This window comes from Frankia canadensis (assembly GCF_900197875.1).
GTDB classification, from domain to species: domain Bacteria; phylum Actinomycetota; class Actinomycetes; order Frankiales; family Frankiaceae; genus Frankia; species Frankia canadensis.
This window is the reverse complement of the sequence record NZ_FZMO01000205.1, coordinates 1-7,020: the sequence shown is the minus strand read 5'-3', so window position 1 is coordinate 7,020 and position 7,020 is coordinate 1. Positions and strand designations below refer to the sequence as shown.

The 7,020-nt window shown below is 71.3% G+C and carries 5 protein-coding genes; all 5 read right to left on the bottom strand.

What is annotated here, in order from left to right; genetic code table 11:
• Positions 1-193: 193 nt before the first annotated feature.
• Positions 194-481, bottom strand: coding sequence for a type II toxin-antitoxin system Phd/YefM family antitoxin (locus tag C1A33_RS16945; RefSeq protein ID WP_101832460.1), 288 nt, complete (start codon positions 479-481; stop codon positions 194-196).
• A 102-nt stretch (positions 482-583) separates the two neighbouring features.
• On the bottom strand, positions 584-1,891 hold the full coding sequence (locus C1A33_RS16940; protein ID WP_341477234.1) for a diguanylate cyclase domain-containing protein: 1,308 nt from the start codon (positions 1,889-1,891) through the stop codon (positions 584-586).
• 612 nt (positions 1,892-2,503) lie between these two features.
• Positions 2,504-2,791, bottom strand: coding sequence for a carboxylesterase family protein (locus C1A33_RS33725; protein ID WP_207770347.1), 288 nt, complete (start codon positions 2,789-2,791; stop codon positions 2,504-2,506).
• Between the two features lie 185 nt (positions 2,792-2,976).
• A complete protein-coding gene (locus C1A33_RS16925) occupies positions 2,977-6,006 on the bottom strand; it encodes a DEAD/DEAH box helicase (protein ID WP_243407637.1) in 3,030 nt (1,009 codons plus the stop codon).
• A gap of 588 nt (positions 6,007-6,594) precedes the next feature.
• Positions 6,595-7,020, bottom strand: a 426-nt coding sequence (locus C1A33_RS16915) for a WD40 repeat domain-containing protein (protein WP_133150699.1), incomplete at its 5' end; no start/stop codon positions are given.

Sequence of the window (7,020 nt, the reverse complement as noted above, 5' to 3'; positions counted from 1 at the left end):
ATGGAACTACACGATCAAGGCCAAGAACGACTAGCTTGTATCAATCCAGCTCCTACGAGCTTTCTCACCTGTGCGTCCGGCCGGCGTGGATCGTCCCCGAGCGAGGCCAGGGCGCGCAGAATGGTGAGGGCGGCGGGCTGAGGGATGTCCCGTAGTTGCCGGGCGGCTCGCTGCCGCCAGCGAAATGTGTATTTCACGCGGCGCCGTGGTGGGACTCGTCCTCGAAGACCGCGGCGATGACCTCGGCCATGCTGTGGGTCGGCGCGTCCGGGTTCTCCGCCAGATCCCGGTCGGCTTCCCGGGACAGCTGCCGGTCGATGGCGTCCTCGAGTGCGTTGAAGTCCTCAATGGGCACGACCGCTGCCACAGCCTGGCCGTTGCGGGTGATGACCGTCGGCGAGCCAGCCTGGGCTCGATCGATGACCGTGGCGAAGTGGGCGCGAGCGTCCCGCACGCTCAGCTCGTTCTCGCTGTCGTCCATGGAGCCAGCGTACGCGAAATTGTGTACACAGTGCTTCGTCGCCGCCGCCGGCGGCCGGTGCGAGCCCTACGCTCATCGTGGCTACCGCGGCGACCGGGTGGGTCAGCCGTCGCCGGCGTCCGGCATCGGCGGCCCGCGCTGACTCCGGCGCATCAGCATTGATCGGTCAAAGTGCTCCCAGCAGCCTCGGCCGCGCTTCTTGGCCGCATACATGGCGCTGTCCGCGGCGCGGACGAGCTCGTCGGCGTCGGTGATTCCTGGTCCCGTTGTCGCAATGCCGACGCTGGCGGTCACCGTCACGCATTCGGCACCGGTCCCGCTGGGAATCGCGAGATTGTCGATGATGCGGTCCGCGATTGCCTCGATCGCCGGGTTGGAGGTGATGTTCTCGCAGAGGACGGCGAACTCGTCGCCGGCGAGACGGACGACGATGTCACTGGGCCGGACGGCCCGTCGTAGCCGCGCGGCGACCTCGCGGAGCAGATCGTCGCCTGCCTGGTGGCCCAGCGTGTCGTTCACCGCCTTGAAGCCGTCCAGGTCGATGAAGAGGAATCCGACGGGTCGATGTTCGCGTTCGGACTCCTTCAGGGTCGTCGGCAGACGCTCGAACAGTGCCGCCCGGTTCGGCAGTCCGGTGAGGCCGTCGTGGAGGGCACGGCGGCGGGCCTCGGCCGCCATCGTCCGTTCCATCTCGAGCGCGTGCGCCGCCATCGCGGCGGCCGCGATCTGGGCGGCCGCAAGGGAGACGAAGGCGCGGTAGTCGTCAGTGACCGGGAGCCGGTCACTCATGCCTGCGACGAACAGCCCGGTGGGACGGCTGGTCTCACTTTTCGTGAGGGGGACGACCATCGCCGACGTCGAGGGTGGCTCGGCGAAGGCGCGGTGAAGGCCGAGCCGTTCGAGGACGTGGCGGGTGATCCGCGTCCGGCCCGTGGCGGCCGAGTCGCCCAGCTCGGGGACCAAGCCCTCGGCGTCGATGCCGCTCAGGCAACCGCCTGACCGACCTTGCTCCTCGGCGACGCCGGCGGCGGCCGCCGGCAGGAGCACCGGCGCGGCTCCGGCCCCGGCCGCCGCTCGTTCCTCCGAGGCCAGGATCACGCAGTACGGGATGTCCGACGTGTGGCGCTCCAGGACCCGCGCTGCGTTGGTGAACACGTCGTCCCGAGACGGCCGGCCCACGGTGGCGTCGGCGAGCTCGCGCAGGCAGGACATCCGCCGCGTGCCCAGCACCTGCCGGGTGGTCTCCATCGAGGCGGTCCAGACGCCGACCACCTCGCCGCCCGGATGCTGACGGATGGGGCCGTAGGAGAACGTGAAGAAGCACTCCTCGAGATACCCGTGCCGACGAAGATGCACGAGCAGGTCCTCGCGATAGGTGGCGCCCTTACCGGACAGCACCTGGTCGAGCATCGGGACAAATGAATCCTGAATTTCTGGAAAGACGTCTCGGAATGGCCGCCCAAGGCATCCGGGGTGCTTGTCGCCGATGTGTGATATCAGCGCGTCGTTGTGGATCTCAATGAATTCCGGCCCCCAGAGAATCTCCAGTGGGTACCGGGACTCCAGGCAGATGCTCACGGCTGTCCGGAGAGTCGAGGTCCAGGCCCGGACGGGGCCCAGCGGGGTGGCGGACCAGTCGATACCCGCCATTACCCGACCCACCTCGCCGCCGGTGGCGAAGACCCGGTCCATATCGTCCACACCCGTCTGAGAACCGGAATGACGAGCTATATCGGCCACTCTCTGAACATCGACCTGCCAGGGCTTGATCAGCTCGTGTCCCTCCACACCACTCATGGCTTCTGATCCAACTGCCCAGGCGCCGATCCTGAAGGTCGGCGACAGTCCTCGCGGAACTCCGCCGCGTTGCGGTCGGTAATCGACTTCCCGCTCGCAGTCTTCGTCAAACGGCTTTACCGGGCGCGGCCACCGAACTGTCCACATAAAACAAGCTGTTTCGCTCGGGTCGGGACCCTTCGTGTCTCGTCTTCGGCCGATCGTGGGTCAGCGGCCGTTCGTGGGTCAGCCGACGAGGGAGCGCCAGAAGTCGTGGTGGTGCTCGCGGGCGAGGTCGACGGGGGCGATGCCGTCGCGGCCAGGGGCCAGGGACAGCACGGTGCTGCCGGTCGCCGCGGTGAAGCGCGCCCAGGCCCGGGCGCCGGGGCGGTTCGGGTCGCCGGTGTGCGCGAAGCGGCTCCAGTAGCCGATGATCTCGTCGGACAGGCGGCGCTGGTCGGCGGTGGCCGGGCCGGGGAACAACGTCGCGCCGGTCCGTGTCGCGAACAGGGGGACATATCGGACGCGACACACCGGGTTCGCGACACGGTGCCGCTGTCCCGTACACGGGCTTCCCCTTTCCGGGAAGGCCTTCCTCCTCTCGGCGTTCTGGTCGGCACCCACCCCGGTGATGATCATGGTGTCGGGTGTCGGGTGTCGGGTGTCGGGTGTCGGGTGTCGGGTGTCGGGTGTCGGGTCGCGGTGGGCGAGGCCCGGCCCTAGCCGATGAGACCGCGTGGGGGCAGGAGTGCGTCGGCGGCTGTCGCCGTGGTGCCGATGCTGTTGTAGGCGGCGAGCCAGCCGGTGCTGCGCGCATCGCCGCGTCGGGTGAACAGCGCTACCCCGTGGCTGGACGGCGCACGGTCGCCCGGCCCGCGATCAGCGGGCGGAGCGTCCGAGGTGGGGTAGGGCGTGGGGTCGGTCCGTGGCAGGGGCACGGTCAGTCGGTTCGGGCCGGACCACAGGGCGGCGGTCACGGCGGCCGAGCCGTGGAGCATCACCTGGCCGTCGCGTTCGGTGGCGGAGGCGTCGGTCGCGCGATCCCGCAGCAGCGCGACGTACGCGCCGTGGTCGAGACGGCAGCCTGTCGGCGGCCGGCCGACGGGCCAGTCCGGGTTCGAGACGTCGCGGCGCCGCGCGGCGGCGAACAGCTCCGGGACGACGCCCTCGGCAAGCGTCGGGGTGGCCATCTGCTCGCACATCCACAGCAGGCGGCCGGCGCCGCGGGTGGCTCCCAGCCGGCGCCAGCGGATGCGGCGGCCCAGGTCGCCGGCGACGACCGCGACCCAGGGGTGGACGGTGCCGAGCCCGCCCTGGGCGGCGAGCCAGGCGAAGTACCGCGGGCTGTCGGCGAGGATCGGCGTGAGCGCCGGGGTCGGAATGCCCGCGATTGTGCGGCCCGGCCGGGTGAACAGCGCCGGGCTGTTGGCGACCAGCGCGAACGCGACCCGGGCCAGGTCGCCGGGCTCGACGCCGGTGGACGGGCTGAGCCCCGGCGCCCGGCCGGGTTCGTCGAGCCGCTCCCGATGGCCGCGGGCCCGCAGCAGCCGCGCGACCTGTGGACGCAGCTCCTCGGCGATGGGCGCCTCGGCGAACTCCGGGATGAGCCGGCCGAGCGCCCCGGCAAGCACCCACTCGGCCTCCTCGGGGGCGTCCGGCACGTCCACTCCGTCGACGTGCTCGCGAAGCTCGATCCCGATCTCCACCGGCACCATGAACCGGGTCGTGAGCAGACCGAGATCCGTCACGGTCAGCAGGACGTCGCAACTGCGGGGCGAGGGGTCGTCGGACTCGGTCGGGCGCGGGCCGCTGGTGGACACGGTCAGATAGGCACCGCTGACGAGCAGGTCGACGGCGTCGCTCACCGGGCTGACCCCGTCGGCGCCCTGGTGGTGGGCAAAGGTGCGCAGCCACCAGTTCTCGGCGTCGGCGAACGTCGCGATGCGGTCCTGGGCGGCCTCGGCGAGCAGATGGTCGGCCAGGCTGTCCGCGATGTGGGAACGGACGGTGTAACCCTCGACGAGGCGGCTCTGCCAGGTCGCCCGCTCCGACTCGTCGCAGATCAGGTACGCCCAGCCCTCGGTCTCCCCGGCGCCGATGCGCCCGGCCCGGCCGAACATCTGCTGGACGGTGGCCACGTCGATGCGGTCGAGGCCGATCTGGGTGTCGCGGACGACAACGGCACGGGCGGGCAGGTTCACCCCGGCGGCGACCGTCGTCGTCGCGACGAGGACCTCCAGGCGGCGGGCGCGGAACTCGCGCTCGGCCTCGTGCCGGTACTCCCAGCCCTTGTAGTGCAGGCCGACGCCGGCACGGGCACAGGCCCGGTGCACGGCGTCGGCGTCGTCCGGGTCGACGCCGGCGATGACCGCACCCCGGTCCGCGGCGATCGCGAGCGCCGTCGCCCGGACGTTGCGACGGCTGCCGCAGAACACCAGGACGCTGCCCTCGTCATCGGTGATCATGCGGGTGATGGCGAGGGTCGCGGCGAGCCGGCTCGCGTTCGCGGCCCGGCGGTCGGAGCTCGCCGGAACCATCGGGACCTGCCAGGTCAGCCGGGTGGGACGCCAGCTGGTACTGACGACCCGCGCGCCGAGCCAGTCGGCGACCTGCTCGGCGTTGGCCACCGTCGCCGACAGCCCGACGATGCGCACCGGCGAGTCTGCCCCGCGCACCCGGGCGAGCAGCGCCTCCAGCAGCGGCCCGCGCGCCGCGCTGCCGAGCAGGTGGATCTCGTCGACGACCAGGCAGCCGACCTCGGCCAGCGCGGTCCGCAACGAACTCGACCGGCACACGGCCTCGAACTTCTCCGTCGTCGACACCCACAGGTCCGCGCGGCGCACCTTCTCGACGTCGGTGACATGCTCGCCGGAAAGCCGCTCGACCCGCAGGCCGCGCGCCCGCCAGGTCGACAGTTCCCGGTCGAGCTCGTCGGTGAGCGAGCGCTGCGGGACCAGCCACGCCGCCTTGCGCCCGTCGCCGAGGATGGCCTTCAGCGCGGCGAGCATGCCGATGATGGTCTTGCCGGAGCCGGTGGGCGCCACCACGACCACATGCGACTCGCCGCGCAGGATGTGCGGCGCCGCCTCGACCTGCGCCGGGTTCAGGGTCGGGCGGCCCAGGTAGGGCACCCAGGCAGGCGGGATGAGACTGGCCGCGTCCACCGGCGTCCAGTCCGGCGTGAAGGGCCCGTCATGGCTGTCCCAGGCCAGCTCGAACGCGTCACGGGCCGCCTCGGCGGAGGCGCCGGTGCGCCGCGGCGGGGCGAGCTGGGCGGTGTTCGCCACCGGGAGGAAGCCGGGGCATGCCCAGATCGGCCCCAGCCTGCCGTCCTTGTCGAGGGTGCTGACCGTCTCCGCGTCCACCAGATGACGCACCCGGCGGCACGCTATGCCCGCCGACTTCACCAGCACGTGCAGCGCGTCGAACTCGGGTGCCTCCGGCAGCAGCACCCGCACGTCGACCCCGGGCGGCGCGGCCGGCACACTCGCCCACGGATCGGTGATCATGGACCAGTGCAGGAGCCGCCGCTCGGTGATGCGCGGCGCGGCGAACGCGGCCGGACTCCGACTGGGATCCAGCAGCTCCCGGGCCAGCGCCATGGCCTGCGACCCGGAGGTGACCACCACCCGTCCCACCGACATCCCGGCCGAACCGGCGGCGCCCGAACCGACGACGTGTGAGCTGACGGCGCCCGATCCGACGGCGCCCGATCCGACGGCGCCCGAGCCGAAAGGTCGGGCGTCCACGTCCGGCGTCCACCCCGCCGCGTCCGCGTTTCGCGGTTGCCGAACCCACCCGAACATCCGACCACCTCCACCGCCCGGTGCCGCACCTTCGCGCGTCCTCTGGTCGTGACGGCAGCCAGTCGCGGAAGGCGATCACTTTCGTACTAACCGCATCAACTCCCTCAGGATAGGTCGGCCCACGACAGAACGTCAGTAATCCGGCGGGGGGCCGGTCGCCACTTCGCGTACGGGCGCGGCCGCCCCGAACCGGTGGTTCCTGATCCCTGCTGGCGGCTTGTCCCGATGCGGCCACCTGCCGACGGCGGCGACCAGACGAGCGGCCTCGCCCCCGGTGACAGCGCGGATGCGTTCACAGCTCCCCTGTTGTTGATGGTCCACCGCGACCGAGACACATGCTCCGGGCAAGGCCGCAATGCCGCTGGCGGAGCGGGATCTGCCGACGGTCCGCGTGGCCATGGTGGTGCGGAACCAGCTGGGGTACCGGCGAGGCGGCCACTGGGTCCTGCCCGCCGCCCGCCTTCAGGACGACCGCTTCTACACGGGCGTGCATCCCTGTCGGGTGGTGGGCTTGGACCCACCTGTGTCGCGTCACTTCGCCGGAGGCGCGGCCGGGCGGGGAAGCGGCGCGTCGTCGGGCAGGCGGCGGACGTTGTCCACGTAGCCGTCGAGTTCCCCCACCTCGAACCGGTGATTCCTCACCATCCACCAGAACCGGCCGGCAGCCTCCCCAGCAAGCTTGTAGGAGCCGTCGGGTAGCACAACCGCATGACCGCCATCGGGAAGCGGAATCAGAACCGCGATCTCCAGACCTTGGTCAACATCCCACAGGCGGATGGTGCTGTCGTCGGAGCTGGTGGCGAGGGTGTGGCCGTCGGGGGAGAACGCCACTGCCAGGACCCCGCGGGTGTGGCCGGTGAGGGTGGTGCGGTTCTGGCCGCTGGTGGTGTCCCACAGGCGGATGGTGCTGTCGGTGGAGCTGGTGGCGAGGGTGTGGCCGTCGGGGGAGAACGCCAC

What these genes read in the sequence shown, in the direction of transcription:
- C1A33_RS16945 (WP_101832460.1), bottom strand. Translation starts at nt 481, where the DNA reads ATGGACGACAGCGAGAACGAGCTGAGCGTGCGGGACGCTCGCGCCCAC.
- C1A33_RS16940 (WP_341477234.1), bottom strand. Translation starts at nt 1,891, where the DNA reads ATGCTCGACCAGGTGCTGTCCGGTAAGGGCGCCACCTATCGCGAGGAC.